This window comes from Streptomyces marincola, assembly GCF_020410765.1.
Taxonomy (GTDB): domain Bacteria; phylum Actinomycetota; class Actinomycetes; order Streptomycetales; family Streptomycetaceae; genus Streptomyces; species Streptomyces marincola.
The window spans coordinates 6,061,731-6,081,632 of sequence record NZ_CP084541.1; the positions used below are offsets into that span (position 1 = coordinate 6,061,731).

Consider the following 19,902-nt stretch of genomic DNA (forward strand, 5'->3'; position numbering starts at 1 on the left):
GCACCGACATGTCAGACCTTCTGCGCGCCCCCGCCGAGATCAAGTACGCCGAGGAGCTGGACTGGCTCGAATCCGTCGACGACGGGCCCAAGCCGTTCGCCTGGCGCCTGTCCCCGAAGATGGTCCGCCTGTTCATCCTGGGCGCCACGCCCGCCGACGGCCTCGACCGTGAGGTCTCCCAGAAGTGGTTCGGCGACCGCTCCCTCGTCGAACGGTCGATCGTCACGCTGGCCTCCGACCGCGGCCTGCTGCTCATCGGCGACCCCGGCACGGGAAAGAGCTGGCTGGCCGAGCTGCTCGCCGCGGCCATCAGCCGGAACTCCACCCTGGTCGTGCAGGGCACCGCGGGGACCACGGAGGACCACATCAAGTACAGCTGGAACGTGTCCATGGTGATCGCCAAGGGCCAGTCCCGCGCGTCGATGATCCCCTCACCGATCATGACCGCCATGGAGGCCGGCGCGATCGGCCGCTTCGAGGAGCTGACCCGCTCCACGAGCGACGTGCAGGACGCCCTGATCTCCATCCTGTCGGAGAAGTACATCTCGGTACCCGAACTCGACAGCGACAACATCGTCTTCGCCAAGCCCGGCTTCTCCGTCATCGCGACCGCCAACAGCCGCGACCGGGGCGTCAACGACCTGTCCTCGGCCCTCAAGCGCCGCTTCAACTTCGTCCGCATACCCGTCGTGACGAACAAGAGCAGCGAGGCGGAGATCGTCCGCTTCCGCACCGGTGAGCTCCTGCGCCGCCACCACATCGACCTCGACGTGCCGCCGAACCTGCTCGACGTGCTCCTCCAGAGCTTCGCGGACCTGCGGGCCTCGGCCGCCTCGGCCGGCAGCGACGACGAGAAGCTGGAATCCGCGCTGTCCACCGCCGAGCAGATCGGCGTGCTCGAAGACGCCATCCTCCACAGCAACTTCTTCGGCGCGCGCGCCCTCACCGCCCGCACCCTGGCCGCCTCGCTCGTCGGATCGCTGGCCCGGCGCGAGCCCGAGGACCTGGCCATCCTCAACAAGTACCTGCACGGCGTCGTCGAGCCGCGCAGCAAGGAACAGGGCGGGGCATGGCCCGAGTTCCTCGAAGGCGGGCGCGACGCGATCGCCACCCTGTCATGACGACCGCGGTCGAGGGGACCTTCGACGCGCTGCGCGCGCAACTGCGCGAGGCCGCGGCGGCGTTCGCCGAAGGCCCCGGCACCCTCGAACACCTGCTGCTCGGCCTCGTCGACGACATCGACCGCGCCGTGCGCGAGCCGCTGGAGATCTTCCCGGTCTGCCACCACTCGCCCGCCTCGGCCATCGCGATGGCACGGCGCCTGCGCGAGAAGCAGCCGAAGGTCGTCTACCTGGAGCTGTGCGAGGACATGGCACCGCTGCTGACCGAGCTGCGCAACTGCAAGCTCCCGGTCGCGCTCCAGGCGTTCGCGACCGAGGTCGACGGCATCCCGGCCGAGTGGTCCCCGCTCTCGGTCGTCGCCCCCATCACCGAGGCGTCCGCCGAATACCAGGCCATCGCCTACGCGCTCGACACCCCCGGCGTCGAACTGGTCCTGGTCGACCGCTCGTCCGACCACGTCTTCCAGTGGCAGACCGAGGGCCGCGCCCCGGCCGGCGCCGACCCGCGGCCCGCCGAGGAGGAGGCCGCGCTGCACGGCGACGCGGTCGGCGTGGAGATCGGCGACCTGCGGCCGCGCTTCGCCGAACTGGAGACCCACCTGCTGCGCCACGGCCGCGTTCGGCACTGGTCGGAATGGTGGCACCAGTACGTCGAACTGCCGCTCGGCGACAGCGACCACGACACCTACCGGCAGGTCATGCTGCTCATCGGCAGCCTCTTCCGCCGCCTCGCGCCGGCCGACGACAGCCGGCTGCGCGTGGACGAGGAGCGCGAACGGCACATGTGGACGCGGATCCGCGAGCACCTGGCCGCGACCGGCACCGACCCCGCGGACTGCCTCTACGTCTGCGGCGCCTTCCACGCGGCCAGCCGCGTCGCGGAGTTCGGCATCCAGGGCGCCGGCACCTACCGGATCACCCCGCGCACGGCCACCGTCTGGCAGCACGGACTGATCCCGTCGAGCCACGCGGCGATCGAGGCGCAGTTCGGCCTCGCCCCCGGCTCGGTCTCCATCGCCGCCACGGTCTGGGCGAAGAACGTGCGGCGCACCCGCGTGAAGCCCTACCGCCTGGCCGGCCAGGCAGGCACGAAGAAGACCCGAAAGGCGGCGCCGGCCCCCGTTCCCGCCCCGGCCGCACCGTCCCCCGACCGGCTCAGCGGCTTCCTGCGGCAGCCGCCGGTCCTCGACCGCCTGGACGAGGAGGAACTGCTCGGCTGGTCCGTGGACATCGTGCGGGCGGCGCGCCGCAACGGCTACCTGGCCTCGACCGCCGACGCCATCGCGGTGTTCGAGACGTCGATCCTCCTGGCGGGACTGCGCGACCGCGCCAGGCCCACGCCGTACGACTTCCAGGACGCGGCCGTCACCTGCATCGAGAAGGACTCCGTGCCAGGACGGCGCGACGTGCGCCGCCTGGTGGAGATCCTGATGGGCGGCGACCGGATCGGGCAGGTCGGCTACGACGCCCTGCCACCCCTGGCCCGCGACGTGCACGACCGCCTCGCGCCGCTGGGCCTGCCCCTTCAACGGCGCGGCGTGCACCGCGCCCTGCTCGACATCGCCGCCCGGCCGGAGCTCGAAGCCTGCTCCGACCTCCTGTGGATCCTGCGCCGGCTGCTGCCGCAGGGCGCCGCCCGGCCGATCATGGGCGAACGGCGGCTGGGTGAACGCCCGATCCAGGAGTCCTGGGACCTGTCGCTCGGCACCCACCAGCGCGCGCTGATCGAGCTCGGCTACGAGGGCGTGAGCGTCGAGCAGGTCATGGAACAGCGCCTGCGCCGCGCCGCGTACGCACCCACGGCCACGGCGGCGACCGTGCTCGCGGCCGTCGAGGACGCCACCCTCTACCTGGACAGTCCCCGCCTCGCGGGGGAACTCGGCGCACACGCCCTGGCCGTCCTGTCCACGGAACGCACCGTCGACGGCGCGCCCGAGGTGCTGCGCCGCGTGCGCCGGCTGCTCGCCCACTACCGCACCAGCGAGCCCGTGCTTCCGCCGTGGATCGAGTCCTTCGTCACCACCGGGTACGCGCACTACTGCACCCTGCTGCCGACGGCGTTCACCGACGAGGACGCCCACGTCGAGCAGGTCGCCGCGATGCTGGGCTTCCTCTTCGGCATGGAGGGCCTGGCACTCTCACTCGGCTGCGACAGGACCCAACTGGAGCTGGCGGTGGCCCAGTCGCATCCGCGGGAGCCGGCGAAAACGGCGCTGCTGTGGGCCGCGGAACTCCACCTGGGCCGGCTGACGCGCGACCACCTGCGTGAACGCTGCGACGCCATCCTCGGCAACCCCCTGACGGTCTCCGCCTATCCGCGCTACCTCAGCGGGTTCGTGCACGCGCTCGAACCGGTGCCGCAGCTGGCCGACTTCGTCGTGGCGGCGGTCTCCGGCGCGTTCGGCCGGCTGCCGGACCCGGTGCTGCTGCCGTGGCTGCCCACCCTGATCAGCACCCTGCGCGCCGGCGGCGCGGGCCTCGCCCCGCTGCTGATCCGCGAGGCCGGCCGCATCTTCCCCGCCCGGCTCGACGCGCTGGACACCTGGGTCCCGCCCTGGCGGGGCCGGCCGGAGGCCGCCCGCCCGGCCCGGCGCCCACGCGCCGCCCGCGGCCTGCCGCTGCTCGCCGCCCACCCGGCGACGTGCGACGCGGTGGCCGCCGCGCTCGGCTGCGACGGCACGTGGGACGCCCCCGCCCCGGCGGGCGCGGCCCTCCTGGCCGCCCACCCGGCCACGGCGACCGCCCTCGCCTCCCTCCTGACCACCCCCTGACCGCACCGGCGCGGAGGCCGGGCCCCCACCGGGCGCCCGGCCTCCGCGCTGCCCGCGACCGCCGGGGGAACGACCCCCGTCGCGGCCGTCGTGCTCGCTCGCGCACCGGCTGCCCGTCCTCGCCTCACGGGCCGGCACCCTCGGGCGGTGCTGTCCTCCCAGCAGGAGGGCGACCCCGGCTGGGCATCAGCTGCCGGGCGGGGGCGAGTAGTGCGGCTGGTCGCCACCCTGCACGGCGAACACCGTGCCCCCGTCACTGGCGGAGTTCCGTTGCTCAAGGCGTGGCCGAGTCGTGGAACGGATTGCGCCGCCACCGCCGGGCCCGGGCGTACCGGCCTCCTCGACCAGCCGCGCCAGCGAGGAGCGGCACGACGGTTCGGACCGCAACAGCTCACGCAGTTCTACGGTCCAGAAGTCCAGCAGCGCCTGCCGCACCTCGTCCGGTGTGCCGCAGGACCCGACGAGCGCGGCGTTGTTGTCCAGTTGTGCTGCCACGGTCGCTCGTCGGCCACGCCCCGCGCGACGGAAAAGACCCACCACCGCCTCCCTTGTGCTCTGCCACAGGTCGGTGGCCATCGCGGCCACGAGCGTCGCGGCACCCGCAGCCGCGAGTGCGGCCAGTTCTTCGTCCACACGTCCCCCCTTCAGGAACCGCCGTTGTGCTGGTGGATGTGCTGGGAGCCGTTCTGTGTCGCGAACACGACGCCATGCCCCTTCGCCGTATTGCTCATGCGGGAGACGGCGCCCCCCGCCCGGCCGGCGTCCGGTCCGGAGTCCGTCGGCCGAGTGGGGCCGCTCGAAGCACCGCGCTCGTCGGGCGGCTGCGGTTGTGTGTGCGCCCCCGTGCCGGGCCAGGGGGGCGGCGCCGGATGGCCCGCGAGGTGAAGCCAGGACTCCGCCGCGAATTCCTTGGCCGTGAAGACAATCCGCTGGAACAACTCGGGCTCGATGCCCGGGTAGCCGTGGCACACCGTCTCGTCGTGGAAGTGCCCCGAGACCAGCACCGCGGCGACCACCGAGGGCGGCGCCTGCGCCAGCGCGGCCCGTGCGGGCTCCGCGTCCAGCAGCCTGGCCAGCACCTCCATCGGCCGTCCGGTTGCTGTCCCGCCTCTACCGAGCCGCACGTCCCCCGCGTGCAGCGCGACCCGGACCCGGACACGGGCCCCCGGGGCGGCTCCGCGATTGTGGGCACGCAGCCGCGCGGACAACTCGGGAACCAGCGGATGGAGCAGCCTCGCCTTCGGCGTACCGGCCGGTGTCGTCACCCGGAATCCGTCACCCAGATCGTCATGCAGGCATGCCTCCCACGCGATGCCGGTTTCCTCGAACGCCCCGCGCAGCGCGGCGACGAGCGCCCCGCGAGCGGCGAAGAAAGCGGTGTTGCCCCGTCCCGCCGACCGTTCGATGTCCACCGCGAGCACCGCTCGATACGCCAACTCGGCCGTCACGCTGTCCACCCCGCTCATCCGGTTCCCTCACCCGCCTGCCTCCGCCACTCGCGTGGCGCTTCAAGAAGCCAGACTGCCAGGCCGGAGCATCGGAGATCCCGTGGCAATACGGGATCTCCGCAACTTTGCGCCGTGGGGCAGCGGGTGAGGGCGCCGACCGGCCGGGCCGGCGGTGTGCGGCGAAGGCCGTGCCACCGGCCGCGGTGAGGCGCACACTGGTCGCGTCGGCGAAAGGCCGGTCCGCCGGCCGGCGCGCCCCGGGCGCCCGAACGACTGAGCCGGGGCCGGGAAGTGGGTTTCGATGGCACAGACCGAGCCGGACGGCGGCGGACGCGAGCGCCGGCCCCGCGAGGTGTGGGACTGGCCGCAGTCCAGCCTTGTCGGCGGACTCGGCCCGGGCCCGCGCGAGCGCCTGCTCGCACTGGGCACGGCGGTCCGCTACCCCGCCGGCCGCAGACTGATGCGGGAGGGGGAGGAGACCACCTTCGTCCTCGTCCTGCTCGATGGGGTGGTGAAGGCCACCGGGCGCACCCACGACGAAAGGGACGTGCTGCTGGCCGTCCGGATGGGCGGCGACTTGGTCGGCGAACTCGCCGCCGTGGACGGCCGTCCCCGCTCCGCGACCGTGACCACGTGCGGCCCGCTTCTCGCCCGGGTGGTGCGGCGCGCCGACTTCCTGGACTGCCTGCGGCGTGACGCCGTCATCGGACAGGCCGTCAACGAGTCCATCGTCGCCAAGCTGCGCGTCGCCAACGCGCACCGTGTCGACTTCGCCGGCTGCGACGTCCCCACCCGGCTCGCACGCGTTCTCCACCACATAGCGATGACCTACGGCGAGCGGGCCGGGGAGGGTGTGGTGATCCGTTGGCCGCTGACCCAACCGGAGTTGGCGTCCCTCACGGGTGCCGCCGAGCCGACCGTCCACAAGGCCCTGCGCGAACTGCGCAGGTCCGGCGTAGTGTCCACGGGCTACCGATCGATCCGGGTGGAGAGCCCCGCACGGCTGAGCGAGATCGCCTTCGCGTGACCAGGGGCCGCGCGCCACCACGACCGGGAGCCGATGTGGCGGAATCAGTGAAAAGACGGTTTTCCCCCGACGCCGCGTCGCTAACGTGACCGGATCGGTCCGCACGGGGCGGGACAGTTCGGAGGAGGGGGAGTCATGAACGACTGGGACCAGCGACCGCCAGGTGCTGGGGCGTCGACCCACGACGCCGAACGACAGACGGCAGGGACCTATCGGGTGGATGTCGGCGGCGACGCGCGAGGGCCCGTGGTGGCCGGCAACCACAACGTGGTGGTCGATGCGCAGCACGGATCGCAGGTCACCGTGCTGATGGCGGGACAGCGCCCCCGCCCGGTGCGGCGCCCTACCGTCGAACTGCTGCCGCGGCGGCAGCCGGTCCCGATCGGGCGGGAATCCGAACTGGCCCTGCTCGCCCAAGCGGTCGACGCCGGTGGGCCGGTGCAGCTGTGGGGCGACTCCGGCGTCGGCAAGACCACGCTGCTCCGGCACGCGGCCAGGCAGCTACGGCCCGGACCCGACGGGGTGGTGTTCGTCAGCGCGCGGGGGCACGAGCCCGGCGACATCGCACAGGAGCTGTTCCAGGCGTGTTTCGACGCGGCGGGTTACATCCCGGCCCGTACGGAACTGCGTCGGCTCATGGCGGGCGTCCGCGTCACCGTCTATGTCGACAACGCCGACCTGACCACCGAGCAGTTGCTTGAGGTGATGGACGCGGCGCCCGACGCGACCTTCGTCTTCGCCAGCTCCGGGCGTTCACTGTGGAGCGACGGAACCACCTTCCGCCTGGCGGGACTTCAGGAGGACGCGGCACGTGCGCTTCTGGAGCGAGAACTGGGTCGCCCCGTGCCGGCCGCGCAGCGGGCGGCTGCCTCCACGTTGTGGGCGGCGGCCTCGGGGCTGCCCCTGCCGCTGCTGCGTGCGGCGGCGCTCGCCGGTCTCACCCCGGACGGCGACGGAACGTTACCCCGGCCGGGCGAAGTGTCGGAGCTGCTTCCGCTCCTGCTCGACAGGCTGGCGGGCGACCGGGCGGCTATGGGTGTGCTGCATCTGCTGGTCACGCTCGACGAGGCGGAGCTCGCACCGGCGCACATCGGGGCGCTGACCGGCCTCGGCGAGCCGGAAGCGGTATGCGAACACCTGGTGGCGCTCGGGGTGCTGATCGCCGGGGAACACGGCTACCGCTGCGCGGCGGACGTCCGCCTCCCGCTGCGACCGCGCTTCCCCACCGCCTTCCCGTTGGAGCGGCTGTGCGCGTACCTCACCGAGTGGGCCGGTCGTCCGGCCACCACGCCGGAGGAAGTGGCCGCGCACGGCGCGGCGTTGGACGTGGTCGCCGCGCTGGCCGAACAGGCCGGCCGCCCGGACCTGGCGGTGCGACTGACCAGAGCCGCCTCATCGGCGATGGCCCGCTCGCTGCGCTTCGGTGCGTGGGGCCGACTGCTCGGACGCGGTTGGCTGGCCGCTCGCGCCGCGGGGGACCGGCGGGCCGAGGCGTTCTTCACCCACGAGGAGGGCGTGCGGGCGCTGCTCATCGGCAAGCACGTGGTCTCGGCCGCGTTGCTGGCCGAAGCAGCCTGGCTGGCACGAGAGCTGACAAAGGAGGACGGGGCCGCCGCCGGCCCGGTCCCCGAGGCGGGCGGGCAGGGAGACGGCGCGATCGGCCAGGCCCCGGAGGGCGGCGTGCCGCATCCTTACATGCAGGATGCGGGAACGGCCGCTCCTGACGCCGCGACGGGCCCCGTTCCCGGCGGCGACCACCCCGCCGACGGGGTGAGTCCGGTCGCTCCCGAAGGGGCCGGGCAGGACCCCTCGGCCGGTGCCGCGACGGGGCCGGCCGACGGGCCCGGAGGCACGTACTCCGCGGAGGCGACGCGGGACACGCAGCTCTTTCCGCAGCCGTCGGGAGAGGGCGGTGCCGCGACCGGACCCGACTACGGTGGGGGAGCGACTTTGGGGCCACCGCCCGGCGACTTCGACACAGCGGGGCACATGGCGCAGAACCTGCCCTCCCCGCCCGCAGTGCCGCAGCAAGTGCCCCTTCACGACCCTGTGTCCGGCGCTGGCTCCGGCCACTTGGCCGGGGGAGCCGACGGAGGGGGCGGCTGGGCCGCCGGGTTCGGCGACGGCGGCATCGGCCAGGCAGCCGCGGGCGCCGCAGGGCAGGGAGCGGGAACGGCCGGCGCCCATGCCGGTACGACGGCAGCGGGAACAGTTGGTGCTCACGCCGGTGCGGCGGCGGCCACCCCAGGTTCTCTGGGGGTGGGCGGCTCACTGACCTCCTTGATCGTCGGCGGCGCACTGGCCCTTGCGCTCGGCGGAGCGATCGTCGCCATCACGCTCAGCGACAGCGACAGCGACGGCGGTGGGTCGGAGCCGGTCCCCACCGGTTTCGCCGGCACGTGGAACGACGAGTGGGGGAACACTTTCACGGTGGCGGAGAGCGGTGGCGACGCCTATCGGCTGACGGGTCCGGACTTCGGCTGCGGCCAAGTGAGCGTGGACGTCACCGGTGAGGACGGCAGCTTCCGGGGTGAGCAGCCGTGGAACGACCTCTCCACCTGTGAACACCTCGGCATGGGCGAGGTGACCTTCGAACTGGCGGCGGATGGGCAGAGTGTCGACGTTCACCAAGTGGCCCCGGAAGGGCAGCCGCCGTGCGAGATCAACTGTGACTACACCCTGACCCGCCAACAGCGATGAAGAGGGAGAGCCAGCCCATGACAACCACACAGGGCGACCATTACAGCGTCCATATCGGCGGCGACCTCACCGGCTCCGTGGTGGTGGGGCACGGGAATCACGTGGAGTCCCATCATGTTCCGGCGCCACAGTCCTCGGCGGACGGCGGCACACGGGCGCCCGCGTCCCAGACCAACACCGCTCGCGACCGTGGAACCGTCTACGCGGTCACCGATGGTGACATGCATGTCCACCAGTACAGCGCGCCTCCAACGAGCGATACCTGACCCCGGCGCCCACCTCGGCACCCGAGCCGCACAGTCGGCCGACCGGGCATCGGGGCGCGTGCTCGTCTCTGCATGGCGGCAGGGCGTCGCCCCTCGTGCCGCATGCGCTGTCGGGAGGGGTCCCGGAGCACGCGCGGAAGATGGGCCGGACGTCACCGAGCTGTGGACGGGGAGAGCCTACGCCTGGCTGGAGCAAAGCCGTGCAGGCCGTGGGAGTGATCTTCGTGCTGTCCGTGGCCGTCATCAACATGGCCTGGGGCGGTCAGTAGACCGGGCGGAGCACGTCACAGCAGCGGTGGGCCCGGGGGGCTCGGACTGCTGTGGGGCGTCCGCCGTCCCGCGCTGGGCGGTCCCCGTTCGGAAATGATCCGTCGGGCTCCGGGCGTGTGCTGCTGGCCGGCTTGACAACCCTGGCCTCGGTTCCAGGCGGCAGACCGGTGACCGCTCGGCAGGCGGAAGTGAGCGCACCCGTCGAAAGGCTCACATGCAGAACGGAGGGGCGCAGGAGGCTGCGAGGTGGTTGGAGCCGGCCGCGGGCCCACGCCCGGTCGCAGGATTCCGGACACGGGGAGAGCATGCGGGAACTGCTGGGCGGGCTCATGCGGCGGACGCCCGATACCGGTAGGAGCAGCGGCAGTTGATCTCGCCCAGAACGGCGCGGGAGCGGCTCGGTACCGGAGCAGGGCGATCGCGTGCGACCGCCCAAGGACCGATGGGCCGATCAGGTCATGGTCGCGGTACGCAACAGCGGAGCGCTGAGGAGGGTCGCCGACCCTCTGCGATAGAGGGCAGCGGGGCGCCCCATCCCCTGAGCGCGGTGGTCGCCAGTGGGTTCCAGAAATCCTTGCATCTTGGTGACCTTGCGGCGGAAGTTGCTCGGATCGAGAGGACGGCACCACACCAACTCGTACACGTTGCGCAACTCTCCGAGCGTGAACGTGTCGGGGCAGAACGCGGTAGCGACGGTGGTGTACTCGAGCTGTCTGCGAATGCGCTCCAGGGCGTCCGTAAGGATCTTGAAGTGATCAAACGCCAGTTCCTGAGGCCGACCGAGAAGTTGCGGGACTGACTCCCAGTAGGCGGACTCGGCGTCGGTTCCACCAGCGGGCACAGGCAAGTCCGATCCCAGGGCGATGTACGCCACCGTCACGACTCGCCCTCGCGGGTCTCGGCCGGGATCGCCGTAGGCCCCCAACTGCTCCAGGTGGAGTCGGCGGCCGTCGATACCGGTCTCCTCCAGGAGTTCCCGCCGGGCGCCGTCGTCGAGGGTCTCGCTGTCCTGTACGTATCCGCCGGGAAGGGCAGGGCGGTGGAGGAACGGCTCCACACCGCGTCTGACCAGCAGGACTCTGAGATTGCCGCCCCTGATGGTGAAGATCGCCAGGTCCACTGTCACCCACGACGGCCGCACCTCTGTGGAGGTCTTCAACCAGTCATCCATCACACACCCCCGGTAAAGGTCGACTTGACTTAAAGGTGCTGCGCACTTATGGTCTGAGTGACCTTAACATGGGCTGGCCTCACCTCAGGAGCTCGCATGCACGCACTCCGGGCCCCACGTGTCCACGAAGTTGCCGACTCTCTCAACGGAGCCACCCGCCATCTGTGTACTGGCGTCTATGTCAACGAGAGGTTCCGCGACCTCGTCCTGAGAGAGGTGTGCACCTCGCCCTCTCGACGTGTCGCACCCTCCTACGGGTTCGACCTTGTCCCGGTCATGCGCCACGCTTGGTGCGCGGCTCACCTGGGTGCGCTCCTCCGGGCGGTGGTTGTAGCGGCTGTGCTGATCCCGTTCGGGTTGGGGTACGTGATGGCTGCGATGCTGATTGTGTTGGGCCTGACTTTCGTCTGGATGATCCCAGGGCTTTTTGAGCTGCTGAAGTTGATCATCCGACGCGAGGAGGACAAGGCGGCGCCGAGAAAGATCGATACGGCACGCCGGCGCTTCTCGCTGTTGTTGCGATCCGCCTCGTTGTACGACGCCGAACGGCGTGAGGCGGTATCAGTGCTCAAGCGCCGCGGTAGGTATGTGGCCTTGATTTTTGGCTTATCAACACTTCTCGCAGTCAGCTCGCCTTCTCAGGGGCTGTTCGCCCTCTGTGCGGGTACGGTGATCGCGCTTATTTCCCTCGTGGTGGGGGCCGTGCGGCAAATCCGCCTCAACCGCATCCTCGTGTCGGAAGAGTTACGTCCGAGGCGCCTCTCCAAGCGGGAAGCGGCGGTGGCGCGACAGCAGGAGCACGATTGCGTGGTTTTCCCGCGCCGTGATCACTCTGCGGATGATGAAGAGGACGACGAGACCATCAATCTCACGCTTTTCGGCAATGAATCCCCTTTCGTCGGGGCCGGGGAACTCATTCACCAGTGGAACCCGCCCATGAATATCCAGCTGCTCAGGGATGAGATCGAGGACGAGCCTCTGCATGAGCGGGAGTACGCGGTCCCGCCTTTCCAGACGCACGAACTCGTTGACCATCTGCGCCGGGCCGTTGAGCAACTGAGGGACGATGAAGTCGCGATTCGCCTGCCTGCGCATGTCCGTGATCGAGTCTACATTGCCGAGAATGATGTCTCGGTCGAGCGCGACCTCCTCGGCGAGAAGTGTATTGCGCCGACGCACATGCAGGGGATCATCAACGGACAGGACCCTAAGAAGCACCATTTTCTTGAGGTGAGTGTGCCGACGATTGGCGGGGAACTTGTAGCCACTGTTCTCCTCCAAGTCCGCGTGCAAGGGCGTACGCTCAGCCTTTCCTTTGCCGCTTGCGCTTTGACACGAACACCTCGAAGCTTTCAGCGGGTCAACGAGTTCGGGTGGCATGGCAGCGGTGCTGTCGTATGGTCGGCGTTGGAGGAGTTGGTCGGCCTGCCGAAGCAAATCGCCACGTTCTGGAAGGTCGCGCCATACGTATATGCTCTAAGGTCTGTCCCGTAAATGATCTTCGACGTGTTGGTGGTCTGCTGGTTTCTGCGTCACCCAGCGAGGACGAGGTTGTACAGGCGGGCGATGCCGAGCATGGCGTGGTGGACGCCGTCACCTTTCAGTCGGCAGTCGCGAAGGATCTTCCAGCCCTTCATCCGCGCGAAGACGTGCTCTACACGAGCACGGACCTTCCGGTGGGAGGCGTTGTGTTCCTCCTTCCAGTCCGGGAGCTCGGTCTGGCCTGCTTCGCGGCGGTGCGGGATGACCAGGCCGGTACCCCGGTAGCCGCCGTCCGCGATGACCGTGGCTTTGCCGACGGCGTCCTTCGCGCCGGACAGCTCCCACGCCTTGCAGTCGTTGCGGTTGCCTGCGACCGGTCGGCCGACGGCGACGACGAGCCGGGTGTCGGCGTCGATGACGACCTGGTGGCTGGTGGAGTACCGGTAGTTCTTCGATTGCTCGGCGACGGTGTGGTCGCGGGTGGGAACGAGAGTGCCGTCCACGATCAGCACGGTGTCCTTGCGGAACCGCTTGCGCTGCTGGAGGGCGAGCGCGGGTCCGAGGTGGTCAATGATGCGGTCGGCCGCCGACTTGGACACCCCGAACAGCGGGGCCAGTTGGCGCAGGGTGAGGTTGGTCCGCCAGTAGGCGGCGACCAGGAGCACGCGGTCCTCCAGGGGCAGGCTCCAAGGCCGGCCCTTGCGCACCGGATCCGCACCTTCCCGCCGGAGCGCGGTGATCAGCCTGCCGAACTGGCGCGGGCTCAGCCCGGTGAACGGGGCTATCCAGGAGGGCTCCGACGCCGTGATCACACCAGACACGGCAAGATCATCTCACCCGCGCCCAGCAGTTACGGGACAGACCTTAGGCAAGGCCCTTCTGGCCGGGCATGACCGCACCCTGCGCCCCCGAAGAAATGTCCACATCGGAACGCGCGTCAGTATCCGAGAGAAACAGGCGCAGGAGTGGGGCAAGGTCCAGCTTGACAAGACCGACATCCTGCGCCAGGTCAAAAGCGTCGAGCAGCGACTCCTTGTGTCGTGCAGCGAATTCCTTCGGGCTCACAATGTCTCCACTGCGGAGTTCGAGAAGTACGCCAGCAAGATCATCAATAACAGTTTCAATCTCGGGAACAACAACAATTTCAGCAACAGTGCTGTGGGCAACGGTGCCAACGCCAATAACATTGGCGCGCACCAGGATAGTCAGCCAGTCTCGGGAAGTGGAGAACAGTCATGACAACCGGCGGTTTCAGCATCGGCAGCAACAATCAGTTCCGCAACAGCGCAGTCGGTGACGGCGCGAGTGTCACCTTTTCCTCTCTTGAGCGCGAGGTCGAGGAACACCGAGCAGCCGGCCTCGCCGAAGACGCCTGGCAGGTCGGCTTGGTGACCATCCTCTCCGAGGAGATGCGGGCAGTGATCGAGAAACTTGGGCTCCACCGGGGTGAAAAGATCGATGGCTTGCACTTCTACACCGGTGAGGTGGCGATCCCCGGCCGCAGGGTCCGAGTGGTCGCCACGCGTACGCACAGTCAGGGGCAACGCTCGGTAATGGCTTCGCTGGGCCATCTGCGACGCCACTTCAGCCCGCGTCTGTGGGTGCTGGTGGGTGTGGGAGGCGGTATCCACGATGAGTATGCCAGGATCGGCAATGTCATCGTCTCCACCCGGGTCGTCTACTACGAACAGCGCAAGATCAACCCATTGGGCAACGTGCAGCGCCGGGGCGAGGAGCGGGAAGCGCCGGCCCGCGTAGTGCACGCGGTGAACACATATTTCACCGAGCACGGAGATCCAGCTCGAATCAAGGGCCAACTCGCGGGCCGGGAATCCCACGCCTACCAGGTATTTCCCGGGCTCATCGGATCGGGTGAGGCAGTGATCGCTGACCGCGACAGCGGAATCCGCCGCTATTTGAGTCATTACAATGACAAGGTCCTGGCTGTTGACATGGAGTCGGGTGGGCTGAGTCAATTCTGGCAGGAGAGCTCCGCGAATGACGCCTCCGAATTCGGCTGGCTCGTTGTCCGGGGAGTCTCTGACAATGCCGACCAGGAAAAGGGGCATGAGCATCACGAACTCGCCGCTCACAACGCGGCGTTCGTAGTGCGGGAGCTGCTTCCCTATCTGTGCTGAAGCCGTGGAGCCCCCAGCCTGGCAGCAGTATTTCGGCAGAACGACACAGCGAGGAGAACGTACTGTGACCGGATTTCTGCTCGGCGTCCTCAGCTCGATCCTAGCAACTGTCGTCCTAGGCGCTTTGGCCTGGCTCCGCTCTGCGCGGTTCCATTGGTGGCTGCTGGGATTGCTGTCTCAATATTCGCCCCTCGGCCTCCGGCGCGTGTACCGCAAGCAGCGGTCCACGGAAAAGGATATCAAGCGCGATCTGGCGAAGGCCCGATGGGTAAAAGTGTTGGCCGGGCGGGGGAACGCGCTCACACGTGATGCCTTTGCGCCCCTCTGGAGAGGAGACCTGTCTGTCGCGTCGGTGCGCATCCTGCTACCCGATCCGGAGGGGGGACCCAACTCGTGGCTACAGCGGCGTGAGGGCGACCTGCGTCAAATTGATCGCGGCTTTGCTGAAGGGGTTCTTGCAGAGCAAGTGAGGGTCAACACTCGCTATCTGTCACGCGTGGCCGAGGAGCGATCTGGTATTGAGGTGCGAAGCTTTGACCTCCCCCATCTGTGGCGTGTAGTCGCCACAGACCAAGTAGCCTACTTGACCTTCTACCCGCGGTTCTCCCACGGCAGGAATGCGCCCTGTCTGTACGCACGTGCACCGGGACTGCTGTACGACATGGCACTGCGGCTTTTCGACTCGGCGTGGTCAGGAAGCGCCCCTCCTCGACTCTGAGCAGGAGGGGCTGCCCCACCTTGATGTCAAGCGGCAGCGGCAACGGGGGGCGCCCATGGCGGAGTCGGGTCTCGCGCTTCTGGAATCGGTCCGGCCACGTTCCGCTCAGCCGTGTCGAGTGAGGAGTTCGTGAAGCTCGGCAAGGTGCTCGTGGAGTGCGCGGTCGGGGCTGCCGGTCCAGGGCCCGTCGAGGTCGGAGCGGTGCCGCGTGACATGGACAGTGAAAGCGGCCAGTTGGTCGCGGGCGTTCTCCTCGGCGGTGACGTCCTCCCCGATCATGATCCGGGCGCGGTGGCTGAGGTCGATGCGTTCCAGGAGCCAGGCCGGTGCTGCCTTGGCACGTTCGGCTGCCTCCTTCGGGTCGGCTCCGGCGAGCGCGGCGATGCGGTCGGCCAGGAGTCGGGCGCCGTGTCGTTCGGCTATGCGCTCGAACCTGGTCCATTCCCGTCCCATGGATCCGAGGCGTTCTCCCCAGCCCTCGATGCAGACCATCCGCAGCGCGCGGGCGGCCTCTCGCAGGAGGTGTGTCGATCGGCGTGGGTCACTGTCGTTAAGGGAGACGGCTTCGGCTGCGGCCTGGTGGGCCTCGTCGCGCCAGCGTCTGAGGCGTGCTGCCACGACCGCGGGATGGAAGCGGATGTGCGTGGCCCAGTGGGTGTACTCGGTGGTCAGCTCGTCGTCGCTGGTGGCTGCGTGTCCGCCGTATGCCTTGTCCAGGCCGTGGAACCAGCGCGGATCCGCCATCCGCTGGGCCATTCCCTCCGGCCCTGTGTCGATCGCGTCGCGCAGTTCTTGGGCGGTGAAAGCCAGCCATCCGGTATCGAGGGTCTGGGCATGGCCCGAAGCCGCCCACCAGTCGACGAGTTCGCTCTGGCACTTCTCCACCTGTCGGGATGGCTCCATGGTGGAGACATAGACAGGCAGGAGATCGATATCGGACATGGGCCAGGGCTCACCGCGCCCTACGCTCCCGCCGACGATGAGCCCGTGAACGCCTGGGATCGCGCCCAGCACGTTGACTGCTTCGACGAGCCGATCGTCAAGCAGTTGCTTCCAGCGCGAGGTGGGAGGCATGGGCGGCCGTCTCCTTCGGGATCGTCTGCACGCGTACGGCGGCTGATCTCGTCAGCGTAGGCGCCTCAGCCTCGGCGGCAGTTCGCTTGCCACTTCCCGGTGACGGTCATGTCGATGCCGAGCGTGTGGGCGAGGACCGCGGCAGGCAACTCGGTAGCGAGCCGGATCGGCAGTCGAGCGGGCTTCGGCGAGCCGAACGTTGGCCACGCGTTGCCCACGCGAGGGCTCGAAGAGGCTCTGCCAACAGAAAAACCCCAGCTCAGCTGGGGTCTCTGTGAGTGTCCGAGGGGGGACTTGAACCCCCACGCCCTTAAACGGGCACTAGCACCTCAAGCTAGCGCGTCTGCCATTCCGCCACCCGGACGGGGTGCGAGTGCGACCGGGGGTGACCGGCGCCTCGTGGTCAACCATACCAAGATCCGTGGGTTCCTTTTCACACGCTGTTCCCCCGTGCGGCCCGCCCCGGGGCGGGCCGGAGTGCGGGCGGCAGCCGGGTGGGCGGCGGCCCTGCGGATGCCGGGGCCGCCGGCCGCGTTCGTGAACGGGGCATGTGTGCCCCTCCGGCTCGGCCGTGGTGTTCGACCGCCACCGCGGGCCGGGCCCCCGGCGGCGCGGGGCACCGGCCGGTGGTGTGCCCGGGCCGGCCGGTGCCACGGACGAGGGGGCGGCGCGGGGACGCGCCGTGGTGCGGGCTTCAGCGGTGGCGGCGTTCCACGGCCCGGGGCGTCGCCGCCGAGGCGCCGAGCGACTTGAGCCACGAGGGCCCGCTGAGCAGTTCGAGCAGCAGTAACAGCCGGGTCAGCGGCTCCCAGTCGGTGCCCTCGGGGCCGGTGTCACGGCCCTCGGCCGTCGCCATGAGCAGCGCCCAGACCGCCTTGCCGTTGTGGTCGGGGGTGGTCCATCCCCAGCGTGCCGCGAGTGATTCGAGAACGTGCAGTCCGCGCCCGGACTCCTCGAAGTAGTCGGGCTCCCGCACCTGGGGAACCTCGTGCCCCGGATCGAAGACGGCGCACAGCACCGCGTTCCCGCAGTGCACCAGGCTGAGCAGGATGGGCTGCGCCGCCGAGGCCGGGGGCAGCGGTCGGGCCCTGTGGGTGGGGAGCCCGTAGCGGAGCGCGTTGGTCACCAGCTCGGAGACCACCACGGTGGCGTCGTCCGCCAGCTCCTCCAACCCCCAACCCGCCAGCGTCGTACGGGTCATGCCGCGCGCGGCGCTCGGCGTGGTGCGCGCCACGGCGAGGGGGAACGTGGCGAACCCCGCCGTGTCCACCGTCCCGTTGCCCACCTGGCGCTCCTCCGGGAGCGACGTCAGGGCGAGCGGGAGTGCTGTCATTGTCGACCTCCGGGGGGTTCGGGGACCGTTGACTTGGGCGCGGCGGCTCCGCTGGGTCCATCCTTGTGGACGCAGCGTATCGCTGCAAGTGCATCTGAAATAACGAATGCAAGAACAGATGCAAGAACAGGTGCAAGAACGCCCCGGGGGAGGGCACAATCCGGTCAGGAGCCGCCCACCACCCCACGCGGGCGGCACGCGCGAGTGAAGTAGGAGTGGACATGCCGCAGTTCGCCAACGGAGTCCCGGCCGGCCGTCTCGACGGAGCCGCCTGGCGCAAGAGCGCCCGCAGCAACCCCAACGGGAACTGCGTCGAGGTGGCCGGGCTCCCCGACGGCGGTGTCGCCGTGCGCAACAGCCGGGACCCCGAGGGGCCGGCGCTGATCTACACGCGCGCCGAGATGACCGCCTTCATCCAGGGCACCAAGGACGGTGACTTCGACGACCTGATCGCCGACTGATCGCCAACGTTTCCCCAACTCATCGTCAAGCTCTGACCGATTCACCCTGAGTGCCGGGGGCGCGACTGTACGCCTCGTCCGAACAGTGCAACACTTGGGCGCGAATTCAACACTCAGGGGACACACATGGCGTCAGCTCAGGCAGGCCGCGCCTCCTCGGTGCGGGACATCCTCTCGCATCCGCGGGGTGGCCCGACCGTTCTGCGGATCGTACTCGGCACCCACCTGCGCCGTCTGCGCGAAAGCCGGGGCATCACCCGGGAGGCCGCGGGAGACGCGATCCGGGGCTCGCACGCCAAGATCAGTCGCCTGGAGCTGGGCCGGGTGGGCGCCAAGGAACGCGACATCGCCGACCTGCTCACGCTGTACGGCGTGGACGACGGTGAGCAGCGCGAGCAGTTCCTCGCACTGGCCCGGCAGGCCAGTCGGCCGGGCTGGTGGCAGCGGTACAGCGATGTCCTGCCCAGCTGGTTCGAGACGATGATCGGCCTGGAGGAGGCCGCCTCGGTGATCCGCACCTACGAGGTGCAGTTCATTCCCGGCCTCCTCCAGACCCCCGACTACGCCCGCGCCTGCATCAAGCTCGGCAACCCTCGCGCCACCGACCGCGAGGTCTCCCGCCGGGTCGATCTGCGCATGGAGCGCCAGCAGTTGCTGACCCGGCCGCACGCGCCCAAGCTGTGGGCCGTCGTGGACGAGGGCGCGCTGCGCCGCCCGCTCGGCGGCACCGACGCGATGCGCACGCAGATCAGGCACCTGCGCACGATGGCCGAACGGCCCAACATCACGCTCCAGATAGCCCCGTTCAGGCTCGGCGGCCTGGCCGCCGCGGGCGGTCCGGTGACGATCCTGCGGTTCCTCGAACCCGACCTGCCCGACATCGTCTACCTGGAGCAGCTCAACAGCGCGCTCTACCTGGACAAGCGCGAGGACGTCGAGGACTACCTCGCGGTCATGGACAGCCTGTGCGCCACGGCGGAGCCGCACGGCAAGACCGGGCACTTCCTCGACGGCCTGAGGTTCCTCGAAGGACTCAAGCAGAGCCTGTGAACGACCGCCGCCCGCGCCGGTCCGGCGCGGGCGGCTGCCCGGCTCAGGGGACGCGCGCCACGCCGCCGAACTCGATCCACTCGTCGGTCTGCTGCTTGGGCCCCAGGTCCGTGTCCGGACGCCAGGTGCTGATCTCCACGAGGCCCGGGTCGAGGATCTCGAACCCGTCGAAGAACCGCCGGACCTCGTGCTCCTGGCGCACCCGGCCCCAGTTGCCCTGCGTGCTGGTGAGCATGAAGTCGGTCATCTCCTGACGCAGCCCGGCGTCCTCGCTGACCAGCTGGTTGACCACCAGGAAACTGCCCGACGGCAGGCGTTCCGCGACCCGCGCGACGAGGCCGGCCGGATCGTCCGCGTCGGGTATGCAGTGCAGCACCGACACGAACAGGGCGGCCACCGGCTCCGACAGGTCGATCAGGCGGGTCACCTCCTCACTCGCGAAGATCGCGTCGGTGTCGCGCAGATCGGCCTGTATCACGGCCGTCCTGTCGTTCTCCTCAAGCAGGGCGCGGCCGTGGGCCAGCACGATCGGGTCGTTGTCGATGTACACCACGCCGGCCGACGGGTCGGCGCGCTGCGCGATCTGGTGCACGTTGTCCTGCGTCGGCAGCCCTGAACCGTGGTCGATGAACTGCCGCACCCCGTAGTCCTCGGCGAGGATGCGCACGGCGCGCCCGAGGAACCTGCGGTTGTTGAGCGCGAGCGGCCGGGTGCTGGGAGCGGTGGTCTCGATCTGGTCGAACGCCTGCCGGTCCACCGCGTAGTTGTCCTTGCCGCCCAGGGCGTAGTCGTACATGCGGGCCACGCTGGGCACGTTGACGTCGATGTCGTACGACGTTCCCTCACCCGTCTCGGCCATCTGACCTTCCTCC

Annotated in this window: 18 protein-coding genes and 1 tRNA gene; 10 read left to right on the forward strand and 9 right to left on the reverse strand. The window is 69.6% G+C overall.

Annotated features, from left to right (window positions below; genetic code table 11):
- The first annotated feature begins 8 nt into the window (after positions 1 to 8).
- Together LC193_RS26775 and LC193_RS26780 are read left to right on the forward strand one after the other, a co-directional pair.
- A complete protein-coding gene (locus tag LC193_RS26775; protein WP_226077945.1) occupies positions 9 to 1,121 on the forward strand; it encodes an ATP-binding protein in 1,113 nt (370 codons plus the stop codon).
- Positions 1,118 to 3,892 (forward strand): DUF5682 family protein, encoded by a 2,775-nt coding sequence (locus LC193_RS26780; RefSeq protein ID WP_226077946.1) that lies wholly within the window; start codon positions 1,118 to 1,120, stop codon positions 3,890 to 3,892. Before LC193_RS26775 ends, LC193_RS26780 begins: the two co-directional genes overlap by 4 nt.
- A gap of 186 nt (positions 3,893 to 4,078) precedes the next feature.
- Here the strand turns inward: LC193_RS26780 and LC193_RS26785 are convergent, their stop codons facing one another.
- Entirely contained in the window at positions 4,079 to 4,525 is a 447-nt protein-coding gene (locus tag LC193_RS26785; protein WP_226077947.1) for a hypothetical protein, read from the reverse strand.
- A gap of 11 nt (positions 4,526 to 4,536) precedes the next feature.
- Entirely contained in the window at positions 4,537 to 5,358 is an 822-nt protein-coding gene (locus LC193_RS26790) for a nucleotidyl cyclase domain-containing protein (RefSeq protein WP_226077948.1), read from the reverse strand.
- A 283-nt stretch (positions 5,359 to 5,641) separates the two neighbouring features.
- On the opposite strand from LC193_RS26790, the gene LC193_RS26795 reads away from it, so the two are divergent.
- The 3 genes from LC193_RS26795 (at position 5,642) to LC193_RS26805 (ending at position 9,333) form a co-directional block, all read left to right on the forward strand.
- Positions 5,642 to 6,367 carry a Crp/Fnr family transcriptional regulator gene (locus LC193_RS26795; RefSeq protein ID WP_226077949.1) on the forward strand — a complete coding sequence of 242 codons (726 nt, stop codon included), beginning with the start codon at positions 5,642 to 5,644 and terminating at the stop codon, positions 6,365 to 6,367.
- A gap of 135 nt (positions 6,368 to 6,502) precedes the next feature.
- A complete protein-coding gene (locus tag LC193_RS26800; protein ID WP_226077950.1) occupies positions 6,503 to 9,067 on the forward strand; it encodes an AAA family ATPase in 2,565 nt (854 codons plus the stop codon).
- Positions 9,068 to 9,084: 17 nt separating this feature from the next.
- On the forward strand, positions 9,085 to 9,333 hold the full coding sequence (locus tag LC193_RS26805) for a hypothetical protein (RefSeq protein ID WP_226077951.1): 249 nt from the start codon (positions 9,085 to 9,087) through the stop codon (positions 9,331 to 9,333).
- 721 nt (positions 9,334 to 10,054) lie between these two features.
- Here the strand turns inward: LC193_RS26805 and LC193_RS26810 are convergent.
- Positions 10,055 to 10,774, reverse strand: coding sequence for an NUDIX hydrolase (locus LC193_RS26810; protein ID WP_226077952.1), 720 nt, complete (start codon positions 10,772 to 10,774; stop codon positions 10,055 to 10,057).
- Positions 10,775 to 11,113: 339 nt separating this feature from the next.
- On the opposite strand from LC193_RS26810, the gene LC193_RS26815 reads away from it, so the two are divergent.
- A complete protein-coding gene (locus tag LC193_RS26815) occupies positions 11,114 to 12,268 on the forward strand; it encodes a hypothetical protein (protein WP_226077953.1) in 1,155 nt (384 codons plus the stop codon).
- Positions 12,269 to 12,306: 38 nt separating this feature from the next.
- Here the strand turns inward: LC193_RS26815 and LC193_RS26820 are convergent, their stop codons facing one another.
- Positions 12,307 to 13,077 carry a transposase gene (locus tag LC193_RS26820; protein WP_226073171.1) on the reverse strand — a complete coding sequence of 257 codons (771 nt, stop codon included), beginning with the start codon at positions 13,075 to 13,077 and terminating at the stop codon, positions 12,307 to 12,309.
- A gap of 43 nt (positions 13,078 to 13,120) precedes the next feature.
- Positions 13,121 to 13,453, reverse strand: a complete 333-nt coding sequence (locus tag LC193_RS26825; protein ID WP_226077954.1) for a hypothetical protein — start codon at positions 13,451 to 13,453, stop codon at positions 13,121 to 13,123.
- 38 nt (positions 13,454 to 13,491) lie between these two features.
- Between LC193_RS26825 and LC193_RS26830 the strand changes: the two genes are divergently transcribed.
- Positions 13,492 to 14,394: a 5'-methylthioadenosine/S-adenosylhomocysteine nucleosidase family protein gene (locus LC193_RS26830; protein WP_226077955.1), complete on the forward strand. Its 903-nt coding sequence runs from the start codon at positions 13,492 to 13,494 to the stop codon at positions 14,392 to 14,394.
- A 64-nt stretch (positions 14,395 to 14,458) separates the two neighbouring features.
- Positions 14,459 to 15,112: a hypothetical protein gene (locus LC193_RS26835; RefSeq protein WP_226077956.1), complete on the forward strand. Its 654-nt coding sequence runs from the start codon at positions 14,459 to 14,461 to the stop codon at positions 15,110 to 15,112.
- Positions 15,113 to 15,217: 105 nt separating this feature from the next.
- Here LC193_RS26835 and LC193_RS26840 read toward each other — a convergent pair whose 3' ends face one another.
- The 3 genes from LC193_RS26840 to LC193_RS26850 form a co-directional block, all read right to left on the reverse strand.
- Positions 15,218 to 16,186: a nucleotidyltransferase domain-containing protein gene (locus LC193_RS26840; protein ID WP_226077957.1), complete on the reverse strand. Its 969-nt coding sequence runs from the start codon at positions 16,184 to 16,186 to the stop codon at positions 15,218 to 15,220.
- Between the two features lie 279 nt (positions 16,187 to 16,465).
- Positions 16,466 to 16,550 (reverse strand) — tRNA-Leu (locus LC193_RS26845).
- A 330-nt stretch (positions 16,551 to 16,880) separates the two neighbouring features.
- Positions 16,881 to 17,519 carry an ATP-binding protein gene (locus LC193_RS26850; protein WP_226077958.1) on the reverse strand — a complete coding sequence of 213 codons (639 nt, stop codon included), beginning with the start codon at positions 17,517 to 17,519 and terminating at the stop codon, positions 16,881 to 16,883.
- Between the two features lie 221 nt (positions 17,520 to 17,740).
- On the opposite strand from LC193_RS26850, the gene LC193_RS26855 reads away from it, so the two are divergent.
- Both LC193_RS26855 and LC193_RS26860 read left to right on the forward strand, forming a co-directional pair.
- A complete protein-coding gene (locus tag LC193_RS26855; protein WP_226077959.1) occupies positions 17,741 to 17,980 on the forward strand; it encodes a DUF397 domain-containing protein in 240 nt (79 codons plus the stop codon).
- Positions 17,981 to 18,106: 126 nt separating this feature from the next.
- Positions 18,107 to 19,030 carry a helix-turn-helix domain-containing protein gene (locus tag LC193_RS26860; protein ID WP_226077960.1) on the forward strand — a complete coding sequence of 308 codons (924 nt, stop codon included), beginning with the start codon at positions 18,107 to 18,109 and terminating at the stop codon, positions 19,028 to 19,030.
- A 43-nt stretch (positions 19,031 to 19,073) separates the two neighbouring features.
- Here LC193_RS26860 and LC193_RS26865 read toward each other — a convergent pair whose 3' ends face one another.
- Positions 19,074 to 19,889 (reverse strand): SAM-dependent methyltransferase, encoded by an 816-nt coding sequence (locus tag LC193_RS26865; protein ID WP_226078894.1) that lies wholly within the window; start codon positions 19,887 to 19,889, stop codon positions 19,074 to 19,076.
- Between the last annotated feature and the right edge of the window lie 13 nt (positions 19,890 to 19,902).